This is a genomic window from Corallococcus sp. AB038B (assembly GCF_003668955.1).
GTDB lineage: Bacteria > Myxococcota > Myxococcia > Myxococcales > Myxococcaceae > Corallococcus > Corallococcus exiguus.
The window spans coordinates 26643-50517 of the sequence record NZ_RAWO01000020.1; the positions used below are offsets into that span (position 1 = coordinate 26643).

The 23875-nt window shown below is 70.3% G+C and carries 16 protein-coding genes; 9 read left to right on the forward strand and 7 right to left on the reverse strand.

Annotation, left to right across the window (positions count from 1 at the left end):
- Window positions 1–10 precede the first annotated feature (10 nt).
- Window positions 11–2020, reverse strand: a complete 2010-nt coding sequence (locus D7Y04_RS41035; RefSeq protein ID WP_121762876.1) for a lysyl oxidase family protein — start codon at window positions 2018–2020, stop codon at window positions 11–13.
- A 100-nt stretch (window positions 2021–2120) separates the two neighbouring features.
- Complete coding sequence (locus D7Y04_RS41040) at window positions 2121–4106, reverse strand: lysyl oxidase family protein (protein WP_121762877.1); 1986 nt, start codon at window positions 4104–4106, stop codon at window positions 2121–2123.
- Window positions 4107–4354: 248 nt separating this feature from the next.
- Between D7Y04_RS41040 and D7Y04_RS41045 the strand changes: the two genes are divergently transcribed.
- Window positions 4355–6115: an MDR family MFS transporter gene (locus D7Y04_RS41045; RefSeq protein WP_121762878.1), complete on the forward strand. Its 1761-nt coding sequence runs from the start codon at window positions 4355–4357 to the stop codon at window positions 6113–6115.
- A 66-nt stretch (window positions 6116–6181) separates the two neighbouring features.
- On the opposite strand, the gene D7Y04_RS41050 is transcribed toward D7Y04_RS41045, so the two are convergent.
- Window positions 6182–7693 carry a M20/M25/M40 family metallo-hydrolase gene (locus D7Y04_RS41050; protein ID WP_121762879.1) on the reverse strand — a complete coding sequence of 504 codons (1512 nt, stop codon included), beginning with the start codon at window positions 7691–7693 and terminating at the stop codon, window positions 6182–6184.
- Between the two features lie 623 nt (window positions 7694–8316).
- Between D7Y04_RS41050 and D7Y04_RS41055 the strand changes: the two genes are divergently transcribed.
- Entirely contained in the window at window positions 8317–11709 is a 3393-nt protein-coding gene (locus tag D7Y04_RS41055) for a PAS domain-containing protein (protein WP_121762880.1), read from the forward strand.
- 4 nt (window positions 11710–11713) lie between these two features.
- Here D7Y04_RS41055 and D7Y04_RS44735 read toward each other — a convergent pair whose 3' ends face one another.
- Complete coding sequence (locus D7Y04_RS44735; protein WP_158627681.1) at window positions 11714–11890, reverse strand: hypothetical protein; 177 nt, start codon at window positions 11888–11890, stop codon at window positions 11714–11716.
- Window positions 11891–12590: 700 nt separating this feature from the next.
- Complete coding sequence (locus D7Y04_RS41065; RefSeq protein WP_121762882.1) at window positions 12591–16034, reverse strand: amidohydrolase family protein; 3444 nt, start codon at window positions 16032–16034, stop codon at window positions 12591–12593.
- A gap of 115 nt (window positions 16035–16149) precedes the next feature.
- On the opposite strand from D7Y04_RS41065, the gene D7Y04_RS41070 reads away from it, so the two are divergent.
- A complete protein-coding gene (locus D7Y04_RS41070; RefSeq protein ID WP_233601818.1) occupies window positions 16150–16644 on the forward strand; it encodes a PaaI family thioesterase in 495 nt (164 codons plus the stop codon).
- A complete protein-coding gene (locus D7Y04_RS41075; protein WP_120598409.1) occupies window positions 16641–17096 on the forward strand; it encodes a PaaI family thioesterase in 456 nt (151 codons plus the stop codon). The genes D7Y04_RS41070 and D7Y04_RS41075 overlap by 4 nt, the downstream gene beginning before the upstream one ends.
- Window positions 17097–17118: 22 nt before the next feature.
- Here D7Y04_RS41075 and D7Y04_RS41080 read toward each other — a convergent pair whose 3' ends face one another.
- The gene (locus D7Y04_RS41080) at window positions 17119–17445 is read right to left on the reverse strand and encodes a pilus assembly protein N-terminal domain-containing protein (protein ID WP_158620770.1); all 327 of its coding nucleotides are present in this window, start codon (window positions 17443–17445) and stop codon (window positions 17119–17121) included.
- 2 nt (window positions 17446–17447) lie between these two features.
- Here D7Y04_RS41080 and D7Y04_RS41085 point away from each other — a divergent pair, with 2 nt between their 5' ends.
- From D7Y04_RS41085 to D7Y04_RS41095, 3 genes are all read left to right on the forward strand, one after another.
- Window positions 17448–18854: a tetratricopeptide repeat protein gene (locus tag D7Y04_RS41085; protein ID WP_255428771.1), complete on the forward strand. Its 1407-nt coding sequence runs from the start codon at window positions 17448–17450 to the stop codon at window positions 18852–18854.
- 207 nt (window positions 18855–19061) lie between these two features.
- A complete protein-coding gene (locus D7Y04_RS41090; RefSeq protein ID WP_370457325.1) occupies window positions 19062–20303 on the forward strand; it encodes a hypothetical protein in 1242 nt (413 codons plus the stop codon).
- Window positions 20300–20650 (forward strand): DUF2019 domain-containing protein, encoded by a 351-nt coding sequence (locus D7Y04_RS41095; protein WP_120598412.1) that lies wholly within the window; start codon window positions 20300–20302, stop codon window positions 20648–20650. Before D7Y04_RS41090 ends, D7Y04_RS41095 begins: the two co-directional genes overlap by 4 nt.
- A gap of 79 nt (window positions 20651–20729) precedes the next feature.
- On the opposite strand, the gene D7Y04_RS41100 is transcribed toward D7Y04_RS41095, so the two are convergent.
- On the reverse strand, window positions 20730–21011 hold the full coding sequence (locus D7Y04_RS41100; protein ID WP_120575828.1) for a hypothetical protein: 282 nt from the start codon (window positions 21009–21011) through the stop codon (window positions 20730–20732).
- Window positions 21012–21246: 235 nt separating this feature from the next.
- Between D7Y04_RS41100 and D7Y04_RS41105 the strand changes: the two genes are divergently transcribed.
- Window positions 21247–22605 carry an RtcB family protein gene (locus D7Y04_RS41105; protein WP_121762884.1) on the forward strand — a complete coding sequence of 453 codons (1359 nt, stop codon included), beginning with the start codon at window positions 21247–21249 and terminating at the stop codon, window positions 22603–22605.
- Between the two features lie 76 nt (window positions 22606–22681).
- Window positions 22682–23614, forward strand: a complete 933-nt coding sequence (locus D7Y04_RS46665; RefSeq protein WP_121762885.1) for a TIGR02266 family protein — start codon at window positions 22682–22684, stop codon at window positions 23612–23614.
- Window positions 23615–23875: the final 261 nt, after the last annotated feature.

The following is a 23875-nucleotide window of genomic DNA, read 5'->3' on the forward strand; positions in this document are numbered from 1 at the left end:
TTTTCCCGTTTCAGGGCAGCACGGTCACCGTGTCACCGGTCAAGCGCACCTTGACGGTGACCTCGTTGGGCAGGAGGTCGACCTCGTCCACGATGTGGTTCTCGTCCACTCCCACGCGCACCGTGTACTCGCCGTCCGGGGTGTCGGTGACGTCCAGCCACTGGCAGGGCAGGTCGGCGGTGTAGACGTCCGACCAGCCGGGTGAGATGCCCGTGCCCGGGTCGTACCAGCTGTACGGTTCCCCGTCCGCGCAGTACTGGGTGAAGTCGATCATGTAGAAGCCCTGCTTGCGCCCCACGGACGTCGTGTTACCCGCCGCGTCCTTCAGGTCGTATCCGGCGAAGTTCGTCAGGTGGTGGTGTTCGTGGCACTCGTCGTAGACGAAGAGGTCCGGCCGCTCCTCCGGTGAAGGCACCACCAGCGGGCCCGTGCCCATGTTCATGATGGAGGTGGTGAAGCGCAAAAGGCGCCGCTCACCGCCCGCGGGCACGCAGCCCTCGCGCACCTCGCACGAGTCCGCCGTGAAGGAGCGCCGGTCGATGTAGAGCGAGCGGGCGATGACGTCCCGGTCCACCGTGAGGTCCGGCTTGCCGTTCACCGGATCCACCTGGAGGCCACACGTCCGCGTGGGCGCCAGCGCGGGCGCGGGCTCCTGCGAGGCCGGCACCGCGCCGCCTCCGAACACCATCACCCGGCCCAGGGCGGACTCGCCGTCGCCTCCCGAGGGTGTTCCCGCGGGCGTGCCGCTGAGCCCCGGGGACACGCCCACCACCAGGTCGTCGTACCCGTCCCCGTCCAGGTCGCCCGCGGAGGCCATGCCCAGGTAGTCGGTGCCCATCGACGTCCGGAGGTCGAGCCGGTTCGCGCGCGGCCACGCCCACACCGGCTCCAGCGGACCGGACACGTTCGCGGTGGGGCGGAAGAGGTACGCGCGGCCGATAGCGCCGATGGCGAAGTCGTGGCCCGTGCCGCCCTCCACCATGGAGCCCACGGAGACGACGGTCTTGTTGAAGGTGACGTAGGCCTGTCCGAAGAGGGGGAAGGCTGCGTCGTCCATCGGCTGCCAGGTGATTTGCGGCGCGTAGCCCGGGCCCGCGGCGTCGGACAGGTGCAGGCGCTGGCTGCCGTCCAGCAGCAGGAGCGCATCCGCGCGGCCGTCTCCGTTCAGGTCGGGCAGCGCGGCGAACAGCTCGGCCTGGCCCGTCCACACGGGCTGCGCGGTGAGCGGCCCTTCACAGACGTGAGCGCTGCCCGCCTTGCACCCCAGGAAGAGTTCCACCTTGAAGTCGTCGTGGGTCACGGCCAGGTCCTTGACCCCGTCCCCGTCGACATCCCCCGCGGGGTTGGGGACACCGGTCAGCTTGCGCACGGCGGTGAAAGCGCCATCCGGTGCTCCCGGCGTCGCCCGGTACACGGTGAGCTCCCCGTCGAGCGTGGAGACGGCGAGCTCGTCCTTCCCGTCCCCGTCCAGGTCCAGCAGCCGCGCGCCGCTGAAGCGCAGGGTGGCGGAGTCCGGCGCACGGAACACCGGCTGGGCCAGCACCTGGGACAGGTCCGGCCCGCCCTTGAAGACGCTGACGCCGAAGGCGGTGGCGACGAGCACGTCCGCGTACGCGTCCCCGTCGATGTCGCCCGTGGTCACCGTCATCCGGCTGCTGGAGGCGCGGGGGCTGGGGTGCACCCACGTCAGCGTCGTCGTGACGGGCGTCTTCGAGAAGTCGCGCGCCTCGCCCGCGTACACCATCACGCGGCCAGGGTCCGTCTGGGTGCCCGAGCAGGGCGCGGACGTCACCAGCAGGTCCTTGCGCCCATCCCCGTTGAGGTCGCCCACCGCCACGGTGCGGCCGAAGCATTCCTTGGGGTTCGCGCCGTCACCGGTCACCTGCCAACGCGGCGTTTCAGAGAGGGTGGGGCCCGCGTCCGGAGTGCCCGCATCCGGCTGGGGTTTCGGATCATCCTTGCAGCCCGTCAGGACCCAAAGCCCCACCACCGCGCAGGACCGCGCGAATCGCATCCGCATCGTGTCGTTCTCCCCGGAATGAAGCCGGCCGGCATTGCACCGGCCCCATCTCCAGGAGTCCCTTCGCGGTGAAACGATGCGCTCGGCCCGCCCTTTCGCTTCAGGGCAGCACGGTCACGGTGTCCCCCTTCAGGCGCACCTTGACGGTGGCCTCGTTGGGGAGCGCGTCGAGCTCGTCGATGATGTGGTTCTCATCCACGCCCACCCGCACGGTGTAGTCGCCGTCCGGGGTGTCCGTGACATCCAGCCACTGGCAGGCGGTGTCCGCCGTGTAGACATCCGACCAGCCCGGCGAGATGCCCGTGCCCGGGTCGTACCAGGCGAACGGGGTGCCGTCCGCGCAGTACTGGGTGAAGTCCACCATGTAGAAGCCCTGCTTGCGCCCCACGGACAGGGAGTTGCCGGAGGCATCCTTCAAGTCGTAGCCGGCGAAGTTCACCAGGTGGTCGTGCTGGTGGCACTCGTCGTAGACGAAGAGGTCCGGCCGCTCCTCCGGCGAGGGCACCACCGCGGGCGCGGTGCCCAGGTTCACGATGGAGGTGGTGAAGCGCAGCAGGCGCCGCTCGCCGCCCGCGGGCACGCAGCCTTCACGCACCTCGCAGGAGTCCGCCGCGAAGGAGCGCCGCTCGATGTAGAGCGTGCGGGCGATGACGTCCTGGTCCACGGTGAGGTCCGGCTTGCCGTTCACCGGATCCACCCGGAGGTTGCACATCTTCGCGGGTATCAGCAGGGGCGCGGGCTCCTCCGAGTGCCCCTCCACTCCGCCACCGAACACCACCACCCGGCCCGGGGCGCGCGTGCCGTCGTTCTCCTGCGACAGGCCCACCACCAGGTCGTCGAAGCCATCTCCGTCCAGGTCTCCAGGGCTGGCCACGCTGGGGACGGTGAAGCCCAGCATCGTCTGGGGCAGGAGGCGGTTGGCGCGCGGCCACGCCCACACCGGCGTCAGCGGACCGGACACGTTCTCCTGGGGGCGGAAGAGGTATACGCGCCCCAGTGAGGCGAACACGAAGTCGTGGCCCCTGCTCGCCACCGACATGGAGCCCACCGAGAGGCTCTGGGCGGCCACGCTGGGGAAGGCCGGGTCGTCCATCAACGTCCACACGGGCGTGGCGGAGTAGCCCTGGACGGAGGCGTCGGACAGGTGCAGGCGCACGCTGCCCCTCAGCCCCGCGAGCATCTCCGGACGGCCGTCTCCGTTCAGGTCCGGAATCCCTCTCACGCTCTGCGCCGTGCCCTTCCACACCGGCTGCGTGGTGAGCGGTCCATCACAGGCGCGCGAGCTGTCCGCCTTGCAGCCCAGGAAGAGGCCCTGGCTGTTCTCCTCGTCGTACAGGGGGATGAGCAGGTCCTGGGCGCCGTCCCCGTCCGTGTCTCCCGCGGGCTGCGCGTAGCCGGACAGCACTCGCACGTTGGTGAAGGGGCCCTCCTTCTCGCCGGGCGTCGCGCGGTAGAGGGTGGTGCTCCCGGTGAAGGTGGAGACGATGAGGTCGTCCAGCCCGTCGCCATCCACGTCCAGCAGCCGCCCGATGGCGAAGCGCGTGGTCGAGGAGTCCGGCACGCGGAACAGCGGCTGCGCGAACACCTGGGACAGGTCCGGTCCGCCCTTGTACACGCTGACGCCGTAGTAGCTCTTCACCACCACATCCGCGTACGCGTCCCCGTCGACGTCGCCCGTGCCCACCGTCATCTGGTAGCCCGACGTGCGCGGGCTGGGATGCACCCACGACAGCGTGGAGGTGACGGGTGTCTGGGAGAAGTAGGACGCCTGCCCCGAGTACACCATCACGCGGCCGGGGTTCGTGGGGCCGCTGGTGCACGGCGGTGAAATCACCACCAGGTCCTGGCGGCCGTCACCGTTGAGGTCCCCCAACGCCACGCCGCGGCCGAAGCACTCCTTCGCTTCGAGGCCATCGCCTTCCACCTGCCAGCGTGGCGTTTCGGAGAGGGTGGGCCCGGCGGTACCAGCGTCATCTTGAGAGCCCGCGTCCGGGACTCCCGCGTCGGGCTGGGGCTTGGGGTCGTCCTTGCAGCCCGCCGTCAGGAACATCACCACGGCGCAGGCCAGCGCTCCACGGGTCCGCATGTTCACTCCTGGGCAGGACGCGCTCACGCCCCCCAGCGCATCCGATGTCCGGCATGAAGGGGTGCGCAGGATAGAGCGGCGCGCTGCGTTCCCCGAAAGGCCCTTGCTGGATGAACGGCACTTCCGACACCTGCCCGACGGCGCATTGCCTTCCGGACGGAGAGCAGCCGGGCAGGCGGACATGGCCCGCCTCCGCCGCCATCTCCAGATTCGCGCGAATGCGCACGCCCTGAGTGCGAGCCCGAGCCATGGCCGACACCGCCGCCGACACCGCCCTGGACTCCCGTGCCGCTCCGGCCTCCGAGCGGTTCAGCCGTTCACAGAAGGCCTTCACGCTGGCGGGAGCACTGCTGGGGTTGCTGCTGGCGGCGTTGGACCAGACCATCGTGGCCACGGCGGGGCCCACCATCCAGGCGGACCTCCACATCGCGCCGGAGCACTACCCGTGGCTCACCACCGCGTACCTGGTGGCCTCCACGATGATGGTGCCCGTGTGGGGCAAGCTGTCCGACCTGCTGGGCCGCCGCGCGGTGCTGGTGGCGGGCATCGCCGTGTTCCTCACCGGCAGCTTCCTGTGCGGCGCGGCCCGCTCCACGCTCGTGCTCATCCTCTGCCGCGCGGTGCAGGGGCTGGGCAGCGCGGCGCTCTTCACCGGTTCGCTGGCGGTGGTGGCGGACCTGTTCCCTCCGCGCGACCGGGGCAAGTACCAGGGCTTGTTCGGCGCGGTGTTCGGCCTGTCCAGCGTCATTGGCCCGCTGGCCGGCGGCTTCATCACCGACTCACTGGGCTGGCACTGGGTGTTCTTCATCAACCTGCCGGTGGGCGCGCTCGCGCTGGCGCTCATCTTCCTGCGCATGCCGCCGCTCAAGCCGGAGGGCGTGCACGGCGGGAAGCTGGACGTGCTGGGAGCGGTGGCGCTGGCGGTGGGCGTGGTGCCGCTGCTGCTCGCGCTCAGCCTGGGCCATGGCGCGGCGTCGCCCAGGGCGGGCGGGTTCCCGTGGGGCTCCGCGCCCATCCTGGGATTGTTCGCGCTGTCGGCGGTGGGGCTGGGGCTCTTCGTGTGGCGGGAGCGCCGTGCAAAGGAGCCGCTCCTGGAGCCCTCGCTGTTCCGCCTGCGCGCGTTCTCCGCGGGCAACGCGGCGGTGTTCACCATTGGCGCGGTGTTCCTCGCGTCCGTCACCTTCCTGCCGCTGTTCATGGTGAACGTGGTGGGGCTGTCCGCGACGCACTCCGGACTGACGCTGACGCCGCTGACGCTGGGCGTGGTGGCGGGCAATGTCCTGTCCGGGCAGCTGGTGTCCCGGATGGGCCGCTACAAAGCGCTGATGGTGGGGGCGCTGCTGTTCCTCATGGGAGGCTTCGCGGTGATGGGCTTCACGCTGACGCCCGACTCCACCCAGGCCGAGGTCACCGTGAAGATGGTGCTCGTGGGCCTGGGCCTGGGCCCGTCCATCCCGCTCTACACCGTGGCCGTGCAGAACTCCGTGCCGCCCCAGCGCATTGGCGTGGCCACGTCCGCGACGACGTTCTTCCGGCAGCTGGGCATGACGGTGGGCGTGGCGCTCCTGGGCACCGTGTTCGCGGGCACGCTGGGCCGGGAGATGCACGCGCGCACGCAGCAGGCCACGCGCGGATTGCCTCCGGACGTACGACAGGAACTGCACGCGTCCGCTCCGGCGGGCCTGGGCGGAGGAGAAGGCGCGCCGCAGGGCCAGCGGTTCCAGCCGGAACAGGTGAAGGCGAAGCTACGAGAGGGTTTCGCCGAGGAGCGGCGGCAGGCCCTGCAAGAAGGGCCCGAGGCTCGCGCGCGAGTGGACGCGGACGAGGCCCGCGCGCTGTCCACCGTGGACCGCGTGGAACTCGCGATGAAAGAGTCCTTCACCCGCGCGACGATGGCCGTGTACCGCGTCGCCATCTTCGTCGCGCTGGCGGCCCTGCTCGTCACGCTGCTCTTGCCAGAGCTGCCTCTTCGCCGGGGCGGACCGCGCAAGGCCGCCGCGGAGGCGTAGCGCTCCCGCCGCGCTGAAGCCGGACTCGTGGGTCCGGCCCCTTCGCGCGGCCTGCGTCGCTGCGCGCTACTTCTTCGGCGGCGGAGGCGTGTCCGACTCCGGCGCGGTGGGGCGCACGAGCGTGCCCGGCGACTCCGCCAGCGCGTACGCCATCCACGTCACCGCGGCGGTGCTGCGCGACAGGTCCTGGGGGTCCACCTTGTCCAGCGTGTCCGCCATGGAGTGGTGCACGTCGAAGTAGCGGCTGCTGTCCACCCGCACGCCCACGAAGGGCACGTGCGCGGGCTCCATCGGACTCAGGTCCGCGCCCGTCGCGTGCCCCACCAGGAACTGCGCGGCGCCCAGCCCCTCCAGCGGCGCCAGCCACGGACGCATCAGCGCCTCACCGCCCGGCCCCGAGTGCAGGCTCACGCCCAGGGGCCGACCGCCACCCGCGTCCATTTCAATCGCGGCCACGTGCTTGGGCAGCTCCTTCGCGTGCGCCTCCGCGTACGCGCGGCCGCCGCGCAGCCCGTTCTCCTCGTTCATGAACAGCACCACGCGCACCGTGCGCCGGGGCGCCTGGGGCAGCTTCGCGATGAGCCGCGCGGCCTCCATCACCATCACCACGCCCGCGCCGTCGTCGTGCGCGCCCGTGCCCACGTCCCACGAGTCCAGGTGCGCGCCCAGGAGCACCACCTCGTCCGGCTTCTCGCGGCCCCGCACCTCCGCCACCACGTTGGACGAGTCCGCGTCCGGGAGGTCCGAGCACCCCAGCACCAGCCGCACCTTCACCGCTCCGCCCTGGAGCATCCGGTGCAGCGTGAGCGCGTCCTCCACCGACACCGCCGCCGCGGGCAGGCGCGGGCCGCCTTCGTCGAAGCGCGTGGAGCCCGTGTGCGGCGTGCGCAGCGACGCCGTGGCCAGCGAGCGCACCAACGCGGCCACCGCGCCCTGCTTCGCCGCCGCCGCCGGACCCCGGCCTCGCAGCCCCGCGAACCGGCCGTAGTCCGCTGCCTCCGACATGGTGTGGTTGAAGAACACGATGCGGCCCTTCACCTTGTCACCCAGCGCCGCCAGCTCCTCCAGCGAGCTCACCTCCACCACCTCCGCCGTGATTCCCTCCGGCGGCGTGGGCGCGCTGCCGCCCAGGGCCAGCAGCGCCAGCGGCAGTCCGCGCGTGCGCTCGGAGGCGAGGATTTCGCCGTGCTCCTCGCCCCGCACCCAGCGCGGCACCTTCACCGGCTCCTTCCACGCCTTCACTCCATCCGCCTGGAAGCTGCGCAGGGCCCACTGCACCGCGGCCTCCGCGGACTCGGACCCCGACAGGCGCGGCCCGATGCCATCCGTCAGCTCCGCCAGCCGCGCGTATGCATGGCCTTCCGCGAGCGCGGGACCCACCAGCTTCGCCGCCGTGGCCTGCTGCGCGGCGGTCAGCTTCGTCACGGCCGGGGGCGTGGCCTTCACCGACGACGTGGCCGGGGACTTCGGCGCGGGCTCCTGGGACGGAGCGGTCGCCGTGTTCTGGGGGGAAGGCGATGCCGAGGTGAGCAGCTGCAGGGCCAGCGAGACGGGCAGGACGAAGGTGGACGTGGACACTCGAATCCTCGAGGGGACTTGATGAGTGATGAGGGGCGGGGTGGAAGTCCCAGGGGCCACCGCGCGCCGAGAGGGGGAACGCGGCGCGCGGGGCTCAACTGGGACGTCACGCACCGGTTCCGCGGTTGGGGAACGCGAGGCCCGGTACATACGCCATCTTCCAAGAAGAAGAGGACGTGCGTGCATTCTTTAAAGAAATTCCTGGCAGCGTCAAGGCGGGAAGTGAGCATTGCGACCCGCGGGTGATGTGAGTGTTCACGACTCTCCGCAACGCGGGACGTCCCATGGCTCGCACTTGCCCTGGGTAACCCGTGACGTCTTCCCGCTTCTGGAGGCCCAGGACACGCCGCCGCGCGCCGTATTCCCCAGGGTTCTGGACGACCTGACGCCCTGGCTGCCCTGCGTCAAGGCGACGGGAAAAAGGGGCTCGCGCGCCGGCACGACGGACTGGCGACGCGCCTTCGGGCGTTCACCTGGAACTGCCGGGCGCGGACGCCGTCACCGGGGAGGTGTTCCCGTTCCGGAGGAATGCCTCCTTCGGAATTCTCCGTTGCCCACCCCGGAGGACCCGGGCGACAGTGCCAGGGCCGGAGGTCGTCCCCCCGACCCACGGTCCCCCGCTCATGATCGTGCCCCTTTCCGAAACGGAACAGGCCCTGAGGGCCGAGGTCGAACGTCTGCGATTCCGCCTGCGCGCCGCGGGCCTGGAGGACGGCGCTGGCACGGTCCCCGACATCCCGGCGCCCCCTGGCGGGAACGCCGACGCGCGCGTGAAGCAGGAACAGCTGCGGCTGGCCCAGGAGGCGGGCGGCATTGGCGTGTTCACGCTGGACATCGCCACCAACCAGCTGACGGTGACGCCGGAGTTCTGCCGGCTGTACGGCGTGCCGGTCTCCGACATCCTGCCCGCGTCGGCCATCGAGGTGCTCGCGCTGGAGGAGGACCGGCACCACGTGTCCAACGCGCGCACACGGGCCTCGGGGCGGGTCACACCGTCGGTGGAGTACCGCATCCGCCGTCATGACACCGGGGACGTGCGGTGGATCCACCGGCGCGCGTCGCTGGTGTACGACGCGGCCGGCAATCCCGCGCAGTTGGTGGGCATCACCCAGGACGTCACCGAGCGCCACCAGGCCGACGCTGCCTTGCGCGAGGCGAACGAGCGCGTGCAATTGGCGCTGAACGCCGAGGCAATGATTGGCACCTGGGTGTGGGACGTGCCCGGCAACCGCGTCGTCGCGGACGAACGCTTCGCGCACTCCTTCTCACTGGACCCAGTGCAGGCGCGCGAAGGTCTGCCCATCTCCCAGTTCGTGGCCGCCATCCACCCGGAGGACCGGCCCCGGGTGGAAGCGCTCATCGCCCGCGTGCTGGAGACGGGCGGTGCGTACCGCTCCGAGTACCGCGTGCTCCGCGCCGACGGCGCGCACCGGTGGGTGGAGGCCAGCGGCCACTGCCACCTTTCCGCGCAGGGCGCGCCGCTGCGCTTTCCCGGCGTGCTGGTGGACATCGACTCGCGCAAGCGGGCGGAGCTGCGGCAGACGGCGCTGCTGGAGATGGCGGACCGGCTGCGCGAGGCCCCGTCCCCGGACGCCGCCGCGAAGCTGGCCATGGAGGTGGTGGGGCGGATGCTGGGCGTGCCGCGCGCGGGCTACGGCACGGTGGACGCGGCGCACGCGCTGGTGCTGATGCACCCGAACTGGGTGGCCTCGCCGGACGTGGCGCGCGTGGAGGGCGTGCACCGCTTCCACGACTACGGCGTGTTCCTGGAAGACCTCCTGAAGGGCGAGGTGGTGGCCATCCCGGACGTGAGGAAGGACCCGCGCACGGCGCCCCATGCGGACACGCTGGAGCAGGTGGGCATCCGGGCGCTGTTCAACATCCCGCTGCTGGAGCACGGCCGGTTCGTGGCGGTGCTGTTCCTGCACGACGTGCAGCCGCGCACGTGGACCGCGGAGGAGATCGAGCTGTCACGCAACGTGGCCGACCGCGTGTGGGCGACGCTGTCCAGGCTCAAGGCGCTGTCGGACCTGAAGCGGGCCAACGAGACGCTGGAGCAGCGCGTGGCGCAGCGCACCCGGGAGCGGGACCGCGTGTGGAACGTGTCCCAGGACCTGCTGGTGGTGGGGAGCCTGTCGGAGGGGAAGTTCCTCAGCGTCAACCCGGCCTGGACGCAGATGCTGGGGTGGACGGAGGAGGAGCTGCTGGGCCGCACGTCGGAGTGGCTGGAGCGCCCGGACGACTACTCGCGGACGCGCTCCGAGGTGCACCGCCTGGAGGGAGGAAATCCCACGCTGAACTTCGAGAGCGCCTACCGGTGCAAGCACGGCGGTTACCGGCGCATCTCCTGGACGGCGGTGCCGGTGCCGGAGGACGGCGTGCTGTACGCCAGCGGGCGCGACGTCACCGAGCAGCGGCAGACGGAAGAGCAGCTCCGTCAGGCACAGAAGATGGAGGCGGTGGGGAAGCTCACGGGCGGCGTGGCGCACGACTTCAACAACCTGCTCCAGGTGGTGGGCGGCAACCTGCAACTGCTCCAGCGAGATGTCGCGGGCAACGAGCGGGGCTTGAATCGGGTTCGGTCAGCGCTGGGCGCGGTGGAGCGCGGGGCCCGGCTGTCCGGGCAGTTGCTGGCGTTCTCGCGGCGGCAGCCGCTGGAGCCTCGCTCGTTGAGCCTGGGCCGGCTGGTGCGGGGCATGGACGACCTCCTGCGCCGCGCGCTGGGCGAGGACGTGGAGGTGGAGACGGTCATCGGCGGCGGGCTGTGGAACACGATGGCGGATCCGCACCAGTTGGAGAACGTCATCCTCAACCTGGCCATCAACGCGCGCGACGCGATGGGAGGCGCGGGGAAGCTGACGCTGGAGTTGAGCAACGCGTCGCTGGACGACCACTACGCGCAGGCGCACCCGGAGGTGATGGCCGGGGCGTACGTGCTGCTGGCGGTGTCGGACACGGGCGGGGGCATGTCGCAGGAGGTGATGGAGCGCGCGTTCGAGCCCTTCTTCACCACGAAGCCGGAGGGCCGGGGCACGGGCCTGGGGCTGAGCATGGTGTACGGCTTCGTGAAGCAGTCCGGCGGGCACGTGAAGCTCTACAGCGAGCTGGGGCACGGCACGACGGTGAAGGTGTACCTGCCGCGCGCCTTCCAGCCGGAGGCGCCGGTGACGGAGGTGGTGACGGGGCCGGTGGAGGGCGGGAAGGAGACCATCCTCGCGGTGGAGGACGACGCGGAGGTCCGCGCCACGGTGGTGGAGCTGCTGACGGAGCTGGGCTACCGAGTGCTGCGCGCGGTGGACGGCCAGAGCGCGCTGTCCATCCTGAAGAGCGGCGTGGCGGTGGACCTGCTCTTCACGGACGTGGTGATGCCGGGGCCGGTGCGCAGTCCGGATCTGGCGCGGCAGGCGAAGGCGCTGCAGCCGGACATCGAGGTGCTCTTCACGTCCGGCTACACGGAGAACGCCATCGTGCACGGCGGCCGGTTGGATCCGGGCGTGAACCTGCTGTCCAAGCCGTACCGGCGCGAGGACCTGGCGCGCAAGGTGCGGGCGCTGCTGGACCAGCGGCAGCAGCGGATGGTGACGCCGAAGCTCCAGTGGCCGGAGGTGCCGCGCACCGGGGAAACGTCGGCGACGCAGGAGGCCGCGCGGCGGATGCGCGTCCTGCTGGTGGAGGACGACGAGGACATCCGCGCGTCCGCCGGTGAACTGCTGGGGCTGCTGGGCCACGCGGTGATGTCGGTGGCGAGCGCGGAGGAGGCGCGGGTGGCGCTGGCGGCGGAGCGGTTCGACGTGCTCTTCACGGACGTGACGCTGCCGGGCATGTCCGGCGTGGACCTGGCGCGCGAGGTGGCGCTGCGCAAGCCCGCCATGCGCATCATCATCGCGTCTGGCCACGGCCGCGCGGCGCTGGATGGGGATCCGCAGCAGTGGCTGGGCGTGGTGGTGCTGCCCAAGCCCTACGCACTGCCGCAGATACAGCAGGCCCTGGCCCAGGTGGCCGCGACGGCGCGCTGAGAGGTCAGCCGCGCTTGCGCTCCAGGAAGGCCAGCAGGCCTTCCGTGTTGCGGCGTTCGTGGTCGTCCAGGGATGGAAGGTACTCGCGGACCTCCGCGAGCATTGCCTCCGCGGCGGGCAGGTCCGCGGGGGAGACCTTGAATGCCCACTGCCAGTACTCCGCGGCCGTATAGGAATACATCCGGGTGTCCACCGGATGCTTCAAGTACGCACGCAGGGCGCCTCTCACGATCCGTGGGGTCTGCCCCCAATGCGCGCCGCAGAAGAAGGCGGTCTTGGCGATAAAGCGGAGAAGCGAAGCTGACGGAACCCGTCCCGCATGTCGCCGCTCCACCTGCTTGAGGCCCGCACGGAACCGAGGCCAGTCCCTGAGCGCGAGGGCACTCACGTCCGACACATCATCGATGAAGGCACTCCAGGCCGGATCCCTAAAGGGCGGATCCTGGAACGCCTTCTTCATTTTCGCGGGCATTCCAATGCCTTCCCGTTCCAGCTGTAAACGGCGTCAGGCCAGAACCCGTTGGCCATGCAATAGGACCGACACGAGTCACAACGGCTCTCTCCCTCCACCCGTCCTGGCTTGCGCTCTCCGCCCGCATCGACACAGCGAATGTAGTCCTGGGTGCAGGTCTCCCTGACCCGTTCCTTCTCCGTCTTCTCCAGTTCCTTGTCCGCCCCAGGTGGAGGCAACGGGTTCGGATTCCGGGGCCGGGGCGGCTTCACCATCTCTACCTGCTCGCACGCCGCCGCCGAGCCGCTCTTGCATTGGCAATCCACCGTGCTGACGCAGCCCGGCCCGGGCCCCGGGCCCAGGGACTGCCGGAACTGTCGCGGGCCACCTGCGCAGCCCGCGACAGCTCCACAAAACAACAGCACGAACCCTAATCGCAGACCTGCTCCGTGGCGTGTGTGGTGGCGCGGGGGCTCCAGCCCTCGTTGCCATCCTTCTCGAAGTAGAACTTCGCGCGCGTGCGCTGCCGCGTGCCCACTTCGTTCAGCGTGTTCGCGTCGTACAGCCGGCCGTTCACCATCGTGTAGCGCACCGTGCGGCTGTTGGAGATGTCCTCCAGCGGGTTCTTGTCCAACACCACCAGGTCCGCCAGCTTCCCCACCTCCAGCGAGCCCAGGTCCTTGTCCATGCCCAGGTGGCGCGCTCCATTCAGCGTGCCCACGCGCAAGGCCTGCATTGGCGACATGCCGCCCTGCACGAACATCGCCAGCTCCCAGTGCGCCGCCAGGCCCTCACGCTGACCGTGCGCGCCCAGCTGCACGCTCACGCCCAGGTCGTTCAGCTCCTTCGCCACGCGGGCCACGTTCTGGTGGTTGAACTCCTCGTCCGGAATCATCACGCGGCGCCGTGAACGCCCGTCCACCACGCGCCGGGGCACGAACGACAAGAGGCGCGTGTCCTCCCAGACGTTCGTCTTCTGGTACCAGTAGTTCTCCCCCATGAGCCCGCCGTAGGCCACGCCCAGCGTCGGCGTGTAGTCCACCTGCGTGCCCTTCCAGAGCTGGCGCACGTCGTCGTAGATGCGCGACACCGGCAGCGAGTGCTCCAGCCCCGTGTGCCCGTCCACCACCATGGTCAGGTTGTGCTGGAGCAGCGAGCCGCCCTCGGGCACCACCAACATGTCCAGCTCGCGCGCCGCCTGGAGGATCTTCTGCCGCTGGTCGCGCCGGGGCTGGTTGTAGCTCTTCACGCTGAACGCCCCCAACGCCTTCATCCGCCGCAGGTGTCGGCGCGCATCGTCCAGCGTGTCGATTTCCACGTGCGCGTCCGCGCTCGCCGCCCCGTACAGGATGGTGCCCGTGGAGAAGATGCGCGGCGACGTCAGCATCCCCGCCTTGCCCAGCTCGCTCGCGGCGAAGATGGTCTCCGAGTGGTTGGACGGGTCGTGCAGCGTCGTCACGCCGAACGCCAGCGACGCGGCCTGCACCCAGCTCTGCTCCGGCATCAGCCCGTCCACGCCCATGGACCCGTGCCAGTGCACGTCCACCAGGCCCGGCATCAGCGTCTTGCCCTTCACGTCCACCACCTTCGCCGCCGCCGGGACATTCACCTTCCCCACCGGGCCCAGCGCGACGATGCGGTTGCCCTTCACCACCACCACGCCCTCCTCCACCACCTGCTCGCCCTTCATGGTGACGATCCGCCCGCCCACCAGCGCCAGCGTCCCCTCCGGTACGTCCGACTTCGCGGAGAACGCCACGTCCACCCCGTCCGCCTCCGGCGGCGGCAGCGTCTTGGGCGCGCCGTCCATGAACGTGAACGCGTCCTTCAGCGCCCGCGTGTAGAGCTTGGACCCCAGCGCCCAGTGCAGGGACAGCCGCGCGTCCGAGCCGGACCAGTGCAGGTATTCGCCCGCGTCACGGCTCACCTGCGTCACCGGCATCGCCTTGCTGGACGGCCCCACCCGCGCCTCCTTCGCGCCGCGCACGAAGGGCGTCACGTAGGCGTTGAAGTCCTCGCGGAAGGCCACCCACTTGTCATCCGGCGACACGCGCATCTCCAGCGCGCCACCGCTGGTCAGGTGCGTGCGCGGCTCATCTCCGTCCAGCCCGATGCTGCGCAGCGTGCGCACGTCCTCCACGTCCTTGGACTCCACGTGCAGGAAGTACACGCGGTCCGACTTCGCGCCGAAGTGCGGCTGCTCCCCGTCGCGCGTCAGCTTGCGCGCCACGCCTCCACCGGTGGACGGCACCACGAACAGCCCCGTCTCCCGGCTCCACGTACCCGGCATCAGGTAGCCGTCGCCCGTCGTCCGGTACACCACCCACTTGCCGTCCGGGCTCATCGCGGGCTCCACGTAGAAGCCCGGCTGCGTCGTCACCACGCGGCCTTCGCCGCCCGTCACCGCCACCACGCGCACCGCGCCCAGCGCGTCGTCGTCCCACGTCGTGTAGACGATGGAGCGCCCGTCCCGGGAGAACGACGGATAGAACTCCAGGTGCTCGTTCTGCCGCGTCAGCCGCCGCGGCGCCCCCGACGGCAGCTCCTTCACGTACAGCTTGCCCAGCGCCTGGTACACCAGCCTCTTGCCATCCGGTGACACCTGCATCCAGCGCAGCATCTTCACGTCGAAGCGGTCCGGCGCCACGGCGCGCGTGCCCTTCACCGCCGCGAACACCGTGCGCGTCCCCTTCACGTGGAAGGGGATGGGCGACACCTTCTTCGTCGCCACGTCGATGCGGTGCAGCGCCCCGCCCGCCCAGAACACCAGTGACTTGTTGTCCGGCGTCCATGCCATCACCGGAGACACGCCGTGGATGGCCCACGTCTCCTGCATGTCGCGGTCGAGCCCGTCATGCAGCGGCCGCTCCGCCCCGGACTTCACGTCCGTCACGTACAGCACGCTCTTGCCGCGCACCCGCCGCACGAACGCCAGCTGCTTGCCGTCCGGCGACGGCGTGGGCCGGATGGAGCCACCCGGGCCGGTGACGAAGGGCTCCACCTCCTTCGCGTCCAGGTCCAGCCGCTGGATGGCGTAGAGCTCCTTGTTCGGATCCTTGTCGTACTCGAAGGACTTCCCCGGCGTGACGTCCTGGCTGAAGTAGACGTAGCGGCCGTCCGGGGAGAACGCGGGCTCGCCCAGGTCCTTCTGGTCGTTGGCGCGCTCGGTGAGCTTCACGCCTTCGCCGCCCGCGCGGTGGAACATCCACACCTCGCCCGCGCCCAGCGAGCGCCGGCCGGTGAAGTGCTTGCGCGCCACCAGGAACTGGCCGTCAGGACTCCACGCCGGGCTGTTGAGCAGCCGGAACTTCTCCTGCGTCACCGCGCGCGGGTTCTTGCCGTCGCGGTCCATCACCCAGATGTTGTCCCCGCCACCCCGGTCGCTGGTGAACGCGATGGACTTCCCGTCCGGGCTGTAGCGCGGCTGCATGTCCCACGCGGCGCCGGACGTCAGCGCGCGAGCCTCGCCGCCCGCGATGGGCAGCGCGTAGATGTCACCCAAGAGGTCGAAGAGGATTTCGTCTCCGCGCGGGCTCACGTCCACGTTCATCCACGTGCCCTCTCGCACGTCGATGGGCACCTGCGTGCTGGCCACGCCCGGGGGCGCGTCCACCTTCCACTCCTCCTTCTTCGCGTCCGGCTGCTCCGTCGTGGTGACGGGGGCCAGGGTGCCGCCGTCGCCCTCGCTCGCCCGGGCGGCCTCGCGCGCGGTGTCCTTGGGCGCGGGCGGCTTGGGCGGTTCCTGCGGAGGCGCTTCACCCTGCCCTGGAGGTGCGGGCTCGGGTGCACTCGCGGGCCGGGGCAGGGGCTGCGCCGCCAGGAGCAGACCTGGGACGAGCAGTGCGAAGCAGAGGGCGGAGAGAGGTCGGTTCACCGGAAGTGTCCTCGGGGAAGACGCGGGGCGCGGCATCCTGCCAGGATGCGTGGGCTGTCAGGGCGCCCGTGAACTCGCGGACAGGCAGGCGTGTTCCTGGGCGCGGCGTGCCGCGGTGCGTTCCCCCGGCGCGGTCCGAATCTGCTACTGCATCCAGCCCATGTCGGACTTCAGTCTTTCCACGGACCCGGCGGAGCGGCGCGAGAAGCTTGGCGTGCTGTTCACCGAGGCGGTTCCCCACAACCACGCGCTCGGGCTGCGGCTGGAATCGGTGGGGGCCACGGACGCGACGGTGGTGATGCCGTACGCGGACGTGCTCGTCGGCAACCCGGAGACGGGGGTGGTGGCGGGCGGCGCGGTGACCACGCTCATCGACGCGGCGAGCGGCACGGCAGTGATGGCGGCGCTGGACGCGTTCGCGGCCATCGTCACGCTGGACCTGCGAATCGACTACCTGCGCCCCGCGCGCCCGGGCCTGCCGCTGACCGCGCAGGCCGAGTGCTACAAGATCACCCGCCTGGTCGCCTTCGTGCGCGCGCTGGTGCACCAGGGCGACCCGGCGACGCCGGTGGCCTCTGCGCAGGGCACCTTCATGCGGGTGGAGGAATGATGGGCACGCCTTCTCTCCCCCTCGCGGACCTGGTGCGCCAGGTGCGCCAGTCGCGCGAGTACCACCGCCTCACGGACGCCATCCCCTACACGCGCTTCATGGGCATTGGCGTGGAGAACCTGGCCGGCGAGATGCTCTGCCGCATGCGCTACGCGCCGCACCTCATTGGCAACAGCCTGCTGCCCGCGCTGCACGGCGGCACGCTGGGGGCGCTGCTGGAGTCGAGCGCCATCTTCGAGCTGCTGCTCAAGACGGACACCGAGCGCGTGCCCAAGGTCATCTCCACCACGGTGGACTTCCTGCGCTCGGGCAAGGCGCAGGACACCTTCGCGCGAGCGTTCATCACGCGGCAGGGACGGCGCGTGGCCAACGTGCGCGTGGAGGCCTGGCAGGACGACCGCACGCGGCCCATCGCCAGCTCACACGCGCTGTTCCTGCTGTCGGAGCCGTGAGGCTCCGGAGCTTCGGGGGACGCTAGCCGTCCACCACGATGCGGTACGTGCGGCGTTTGCCGTCACTGCCCCAGATGATGAGCGTGGTCGTCCCCTTCGCCAGCGCGGAGACCTCCACGCCGTCCTTCCCGGTGGTCTTCACGTCCGCGACGGACGGGTCACCCAGCGCCACGCGGCTCATTCCCTGCACCGTCAGCACCTGCTTCGCGCCCTTCTTCAGGGTGAGTGTCTCGTCCGCGGGAGGAAGCTCCTTCGAGTCCCCGGCGCGAGCAGCGGGCTCCTTCGCCCCTGCGGGCAGGGCGCTGAGCAGCAGGGTTCCCAACGTCAGGGCCACGAAGCGTGAAGCCATGGATGCAACCTCCGGGTGACTCCGGCGGAGTCCGGAGCTGCCCCAATGTCCCATGCGCTGGCATCCGACGTCTCCCGAGAGCCCCCCGCGATGCGCGCACTGACGTTGTTACAGCGCGGTTCCCATTTCTACAGGGTTCATGCCGGGTCCTTCAGCGGACAGCGTGCACGGGGACACGGTGGATTGCCTTGGGGTCCGCCGGGTGGAGGACAGGGCTTCCTGCCTGGGGGAGTGGTGGGGGCGCGGCAGTGAACGCGAGCGCACGTCACGGGAGCGCGGCACGTCGCCTGCTAGCTCACGAGAGCGACACCGACGCGGAGACCCCCATGAGCGAGCGCGACTCGATGAAGCTGCGGGAGCTGAAGGAAGCAGCCCATGCGATGTACCAGCGGGGGAGGTATGCGCAGTGCGTGGAAACGTACGCGCAGCTCGCGAAGATGCTCCCGCGCGACGCGAATGTGCGCATCCGGCTGGCGGAGGCCTGCCGCCGCGCGGGGCAGAAGGAGCAAGCGATCGCCGCGTACCGTAAAGCCGCCCGGGTGCTGTTGTCGTTGGGTTGCGAGTCCCGCGCGAGGGGCGCGCTGAAGGCCGCGCTGGAGTTGGCTCCGCGCGACGCGGTGTTGCAGCAGGAATTGGCGCGGATGGGTCAGGGCGCGGTGACTCCGACGGCACTGGAGGACGAGGAGCTCTACCGTTTCGACCGGCTGCCGCCGCCGACTCCACCGCCCGCGAGGATGCGCAGCGTGCCGCCACCAGCGTCGCCGTCCTTCGTGCGCAACGACGCGCAGGATCCGGACGCACCGGGGGCTCTCCCGGTGGCGCCGTCCGTCACGCCGGTGAAGGTCCATGGGACACCGAGCGTGATGCAGGGACCGGGACGGCAGGCGGTGCTGCCCCATCCGCGTCCTGCCATGCCGACCGTGACGCCCGCGCTGGATTCGGCGACGACGACGATGTCGCGTTCCATGGCGCAGGTGGCGGCGGGTGCGCCGGAGGCCGTGACGCTGCCGAAGGTCATCGTGTCGATGTTCGCCTTCGGGGATCCACCGGCGGAGGGGGCCGCGCAGCCGGGAGGGAATACGCCTCCGTGCATCACGCCGGTGATGGTGAGCAGGAGCGTGCCCAAGAAGGCACTGCCAGCCGTGCCGCCGTCCACGGTGAATCCTGTTCCGGCACCGGAGCGCCCCACGGTGAAGGTCCTCGCGCTGAAGAACCGCGCGCCCGGGGCCCCACCGAAGACGCCTCCGTCCGCGGTGATGCCCTACAAGCCGGAGATGCGCCGCCTGGCGCCGAACGTGGTGGCCCTGCGCGTGTCGCCGCAGGCACGCTGGGTCATCATCCGCTCGGAGAGCGACCTTGAAGTGAGCCGTTCCGAGGTGCTTCCCGGGGAGCCTGCCGCCGCGCATTGAGGTAGGGCCTGGTTGGCGGATGGATCGGCGACTTCTGCATTCGTCTGCCCTTGCATGCTCAAATGACTCCCACGGAGCGTCCCCGGCTCCGGGGAGGGTTTCCGTATGTGGCGCTGGTGGTTGATTCCGCTCGTGATTGTGCTGCTGACTGGCTGCGGCGGCGTCACGCGGTCAGTGCGTCTGGAAACAGGCAGGGGTGCACCCATCGTGGTCACACCTCCCTCAGGCGGCACGCCGGTGGAAGTGGACACGGAGGACTTCGAAGAAGCCATCGCGGTGCTGGCCCGGGCCGTACGTCCATCCGCGCGGCCCCAGGAAGAGGCACGGCGACTGTGGCAGGTGGAGCCGCGCAGCGGTTCGTATCTTTATGACCCACGCAGCCGCCGCATCACACCGCTGGGGCCGGGTGAGCATCTGGAAGGCGATGCTTCCAGCGCGGACGTGGAGCTGACGCGTGCCTACCTGCGCTGGTGCGAGCGCACGGGCCGACCTGGCGACTGCCTGCGCTTGTTGCAGGAAGGCCCTACCGTCAACGGAGACGGACGCTATGCCCTGGCCATGGCACTCGCGCAGGGGGCCGTGCTGGAGGAACTGCTGGATGCCTTCAAGGACATGGCCGATCCCCAGGCCATGCTGACGACGGTCCTTTGGACCTGGACCACGTACATGGTCCTGCTCGCGGTGCCCGAACCCTTCTCCAAGGGGCTCGCGGCGGTGATGACCGCAACACTCATCGCCTACGTGGGCGTCGACACCTTCTGGAGCCTCATCGTGGGCTTCAAACAGCTGGTGGAAGCCGCGGACCGGGCCACCACGTTCAGCGCACTGCGAGAGGCGGGCGAGCGCTACGGAAAGGTCATGGGCCGCAACGCGGCACGCGCATTCGTCCTGCTGGCCACGGCGGCGATCGGCTCCACGGCGCCCGGGTTGGCCGCGAAGGTGCCCCAACTGCCCGGAGCCGCCCTGGCGACGGTGCAGGCCGAGTCCCAAATGGGCCTGCGGTTCGCGGCGGTCGGATCCGTGGAGACGGTGGCGGTGAGCGCCGGGACCGTGACGGTCGCGCTCGCGCCCGGCGCGGTGGCCATGGCCGCCAATGGTGGCGGACCTACGCCCCCGGCGGGTACGCCCAGGGGCTGGGGCTCATTCAGTGGATTCAAGAAGGCCCAGGGCCCGGCGGGTCCTGGCAAGGAGTGGCACCACATCGTCGAGCAGACCCCGGGCAACGTGCAACGGTTCGGGCCCCAGGCCCTTCACAACACCGAGAACGTCATCCCGCTGGACAAGCGCCTGCACACGGATGTCAGTGGCTTCTATTCCTCGGTTCGCTACTTCATCACGCAGTCGTATACACGGACCGTGCGGCAGTGGTTGAGCACGCAGCCCTACGAAGCCCAGCGCGAGTTCGGCCTGCTCGCAATCGAGAACGTGCGGAAGGGAGTCTGGAGATGACGCTGGAAAAGCTGGTCGAACAATTCGCGAAGCACGTCGCCGCCCAGACCGATGCCATCCATCGAGGCGATCCCAGGACCGGAAACAAGCACGCCAGGAAGTACGGCGCCGCGATCGAGCAACTCCTGGCCCATGGCGATGCCGGGCGGAATGCGCTCCTGGTGCTGTTCAAGCATGAGCGCACGGACGTGCGTGCCGGGGCGGCGGCCGTCCTACTCCGCTACCGGACAGCGGAGGCCAAGGCCGTCCTGGAAGTGGCTTCGAAGGAGGGAGGCATCGGCGCCATCGATGCCATCATGGCCCTCAAACACTGGAACGAAGGCACCTGGTCCCTGGACCCCGGATAGCCTTCTCCACAACGCACCGTGGCGCCCTCCCCTCTTCAGGGAAGGACGCCCGGATGCTCCACCCCGTTCAGGAACCGTCCTACATGGACACGGACTTCGCCGGGTCGATGAGGCTCTGGAGCGGGTTCGTCGCTTCCGCGGTCTCCTGCCCCACGTCCGGCTCGTAGGCGCGGACCTGCGCCTCGCAGTGGTTGCTCTTCCGGTTCTGGTGGCAGTGCCGGATGCCGTACACGTGATGGCACCCGCATGGATCCACGCGCTTCTTGGCGCACAGCGACGGATTGAACACCGGAGCCGCGGTCATCTCCACCGGCCCCGCCTGCAACGACACCGCCAGCACCATCCCCGTCAAAAACCCCATCGCCCACCCCCTTGATGCACGCTGCAGAAATGGGAATGCCGATCCTCCGCCGCAACCCCCGGGCTTGTCTGAATGCCGCTCCGTGCACTCCCGGCCGTTCCCTCCGTCCACCCCAGGGGATTTCCCCTCGGCGAACGCCAGGCAGGCAGCCAATCGTGTGTCCGGAAACCGGCACCGTCAGGGATGATGGAGGGCTTCGTCCCTGCCGCGGGTTCACCCACCTGGGGGATTCACCATGAGCTGGAAGCAACACCTGGAAAAGGTCTCCGAGGGCCACTACGTCCTGCCGCGCACCAAGACGATGCGTGTGCACGCGGACCTGTTCCTCTCCGACAAGCTCCTCTGGGGGGAGGAAGGCAACCCGGAAGCCCCCCCGCTGGAAGACGCCGTCTTCGATCAGGTCGTCAACGCCGCCACCTTCCCCGGCGTCACCCGCGTCGCCGTCACGCCCGACTGTCACGTGGGCTACGGCGTCCCCATCGGCACCATCGTGGAGACGGACGGCGTCCTGCTGCCCACCGCCGCCGGCTACGACATCGGCTGCGGCATGGTGCAGCTGCAGACCTCCCTCACCGTGGAGGACGTCGCCGACCCCGCGAAGCGCCGCCAGTGGATCGACGAGGTGACCGACCGCATCGCCGTGGGCGTGGGCGCCACCCGGGCACGCAAGCAGCGCAAGCTCAGCGAACCCACCCTCAAGGAAGTCCTGCGCCACGGCGCCAAGGCCCTGGGCCGCAGCCGCTCCGTCACCGAGCGCGACTTCATCCCCGTGGAGGACACCGGCGTGTCCATCCCCGAGCGCGCCTATGACAAGCGCGGGCAGCTGGGCAGCCTGGGCGGCGGCAACCACTTCACCGAGATGCAGGTGGATGAGACAGGCCGCGTCTGGGTGATGCTCCACACCGGCAGCCGGGGCTTCGGCTGGAACATCGCCAAGCACTTCTTCGTGGCGGGCGCCGCGCAGCTGGGCCTCAAGAGCCGCAGCGAGGACTTCGTCTGGCTGGACGCGGACAGCGCCCTGGGCCGCAGCTACTGGAACCTGCACAACATGGCGGCCAACTTCGCCGTGGCCAACCGGTTGCTCATCGGCGAGGCCGTGTGCGGGGCGCTCGAGGACGTGTTCGGCGGCACCGCGAACATCTATTACGAGATCAGCCACAACCTCATCCAGCGCGAGGGCGGCAAGTTCGTCGCACGCAAGGGCGCCACGCGGGCCTTCCCCGCGGGACATCCGGCCCTCAAGGGCACGACGTGGGAGGCCACCGGGCACCCCATCCTCATCCCCGGGTCCATGGAGACTGGCAGCGCCATCCTCTTCGCGGAGCCGGGGGCGGAGAAGTCCATCTACTCGGTGAACCACGGCTCCGGCCGGCGGCTGTCACGCTCCGCCGCGCGCCGGCAGCTCCAGCAGGAGGAGACGGACCGGCGCATGGCGGAGGCCGGCATCCTGCTCAACACCCGCACCACGCCGCTGGACGAGTCCGGGCCCTGCTACAAGAACCTGGACGACGTGCTGGAGACGGTGGAGCAGGCAGGACTCGCCCGGGTGGCCCACCGCCTCAAGCCGGTGGCCTGCATCAAGGGCGCGGACTGACGGGATATCCCGAGAAGGGGGACTCGTGGGGGAGGCCGGGCAGCGGTAGACTGGGCCTCCGCCTGGAGCCCCACCCATGCCCCCGTCCCCCACCCCTTCCCGGGAAGCTGATCTGGCGCGCGCCGAAGCCGACATGGCCCGGCTGGAAGCGCAGCTCGCCGAACAGGTAGCCCGCGCCACCGCGGATGCCGCCGCGTTGACCGACCGGCTCGCTCGCATGCGCCAGTCCCTGGCCCTGCCAGAGCATGCCGGGGACTCGCGCCTGTCCCAGTGGGCCATGCGCCTGGAGGACACCGAGTCCCCCGAGCCGGCCCCGGAGCTCTCGCGGCTGCGTGAGAAGGCCCTGGACGCGCGGGAGGCCGCGCTGGACACGCGTCGACAGGCCGGGCTGGACCTCCAGTCCGCACTGCGCGTGCAGCAGGAGGACGCCGCCCGGGTGGACAAGGCGCTGTCGTCCGCCGAGTCCGACCTGAAGCGCGTGGAGGACGCCGCCCGGGCCCGCGCGGAGGCCGAGCAGAAGGCCCGCCGCGCCGCGGAGGCGGAGACCCAAAAGGTCGTCCCGCCCCCGGCCCTCCGGCCGTCCCAGGAGAAGCCGTCCACGGAGTCGCCGACGCGCGCGGAGCGGCTCCCGGCGCGCGCGCCCGTGGCCGTCACTCCGGCGAAGAGCGACGCGCGCAAGGCGGGCCGGGTGCGGATGCACACGACCATCGACACGCGCAGTGATTCCAACTTCTTCACCGGCTTCTCGATGGACATCAGCGAGGGCGGCATCTTCATCGCCACGGTGGAGGCGGTGCCGCGCGGAACGCCGGTGGAGCTGGACTTCACGCTGCCGGGAGGCCGGCCGCTGACGGTGAACGGCGTGGTGCGCTGGGCGCGCGACGGCAACGACCGCACCCCGGACCTGATGCCGGGAGTGGGCGTGCAGTTCACCACGCTGCCGTCGGAGGTGGCGCACGCCATCTCGTCGTTCGTGGCGACGCGCGACCCGATGTTCTACCCGGACTGAGGGCTCAGGTGCGCCAGGGGCGCAGGGGCCTGAGCAGCCCCGCGTCCTGGAGGCGCGCCTGGACGTCCGCGGCCAGGGCGGCGTGAGGGTGATGAGCGTGCCCCGGTTGGGGATGTGCTCCACCATGAAAACTGATCGACCTTGATCTGTTCCAGACGCGCATGGGAGGTCGCGATGCCGACCTCTGGCTCCCTGCCCGTGTGGCACTCGCGACACTCCTCGACAGGTGCCTTCTCCGGCCCTTCCACCAATGCTATGCGC

Excerpts from the sequence above, each read along its gene's own strand:
- D7Y04_RS41075 (WP_120598409.1), top strand. The coding sequence starts at position 16,641 with ATGATGGGCACGCCTTCTCTCCCCCTCGCGGACCTGGTGCGCCAGGTG.
- D7Y04_RS41055 (WP_121762880.1), top strand. The coding sequence starts at position 8,317 with ATGATCGTGCCCCTTTCCGAAACGGAACAGGCCCTGAGGGCCGAGGTC.
- D7Y04_RS41045 (WP_121762878.1), top strand. The coding sequence starts at position 4,355 with ATGGCCGACACCGCCGCCGACACCGCCCTGGACTCCCGTGCCGCTCCG.
- D7Y04_RS41095 (WP_120598412.1), top strand. The coding sequence starts at position 20,300 with ATGACGCTGGAAAAGCTGGTCGAACAATTCGCGAAGCACGTCGCCGCC.
- D7Y04_RS41080 (WP_158620770.1), bottom strand. The coding sequence starts at position 17,445 with ATGGCTTCACGCTTCGTGGCCCTGACGTTGGGAACCCTGCTGCTCAGC.
- D7Y04_RS41100 (WP_120575828.1), bottom strand. The coding sequence starts at position 21,011 with ATGGGGTTTTTGACGGGGATGGTGCTGGCGGTGTCGTTGCAGGCGGGG.
- D7Y04_RS44735 (WP_158627681.1), bottom strand. The coding sequence starts at position 11,890 with ATGTATTCCTATACGGCCGCGGAGTACTGGCAGTGGGCATTCAAGGTC.
- D7Y04_RS41105 (WP_121762884.1), top strand. The coding sequence starts at position 21,247 with ATGAGCTGGAAGCAACACCTGGAAAAGGTCTCCGAGGGCCACTACGTC.
- D7Y04_RS46665 (WP_121762885.1), top strand. The coding sequence starts at position 22,682 with ATGCCCCCGTCCCCCACCCCTTCCCGGGAAGCTGATCTGGCGCGCGCC.
- D7Y04_RS41040 (WP_121762877.1), bottom strand. The coding sequence starts at position 4,106 with ATGCGGACCCGTGGAGCGCTGGCCTGCGCCGTGGTGATGTTCCTGACG.
- D7Y04_RS41085 (WP_255428771.1), top strand. The coding sequence starts at position 17,448 with ATGCAACCTCCGGGTGACTCCGGCGGAGTCCGGAGCTGCCCCAATGTC.
- D7Y04_RS41035 (WP_121762876.1), bottom strand. The coding sequence starts at position 2,020 with ATGCGGATGCGATTCGCGCGGTCCTGCGCGGTGGTGGGGCTTTGGGTC.